Source organism: Mesorhizobium sp. M1A.F.Ca.IN.020.06.1.1 (assembly GCF_004023265.1).
Classification (GTDB): Bacteria; Pseudomonadota; Alphaproteobacteria; order Rhizobiales; family Rhizobiaceae; genus Mesorhizobium.
This window is the reverse complement of the sequence record NZ_RZSR01001664.1, coordinates 1-607: the sequence shown is the minus strand read 5'-3', so window position 1 is coordinate 607 and position 607 is coordinate 1. Positions and strand designations below refer to the sequence as shown.

Annotated in this window: 1 protein-coding gene; it reads right to left on the bottom strand. The window is 66.1% G+C overall.

The features are described 5' to 3' along the window. Nucleotides 1–128: 128 nt before the first annotated feature. The coding region (locus tag EOA60_RS36225; protein WP_128312790.1) for a DUF2497 domain-containing protein at nt 129–607 on the bottom strand (479 nt) is incomplete at its 5' end.

Genomic DNA, 607 nt, shown 5'->3' with positions numbered 1-607 from the left:
AGATAGGCTTGCGGCGATCAGCGGCAAGCCCATTACTCATCGCAAGACAAATCGCGCGGCCGCATTTTCGGGGAAATAAAAAGCACCGCCCGACGGCGGCCCCTTTTACACTGAAAGCTCAGACGAAATTACTGCGCGCCGCGCGCCACGCGCTCAATTTCCTCGCGCACCAGCCGTTCGACCAGTGTCGGCAGGTTGTTGTCGAGCCAGTCCTGCAGCATCGGTCGCAGCATCTCCTCGGCCATCTCGTCGAAGCTCTTCTTGCTGCGGCTGGCGAAGGCATCGGAAAGCTCGCCGAAGGCCGCCGCGACCTGACGGCCCGCATGCTCGGACAGGATTGCCGGCCGGGCTGGCGGCAGGTCGGACGAGGATGGCGCCGGAACGTTGCCAGGCGCCGCGGTTTCGGCCGTTGGCGCGGCAAGATCCTCGTCGTCGATCTCGACTTCGCGCGCCACTTCCGGAGTTGCTACCTTCGCCTTGACGGAATTTCCGCCAACGGCGGCGATCTCGCGCCGCCATTCGGCGACGATGGTATCGGCACCTTGCGGCACGCTCTCCGCCGCCCTCGCGACCGCCGGGGTGTCCGGCTCGGCGGCTACCCTGGCCC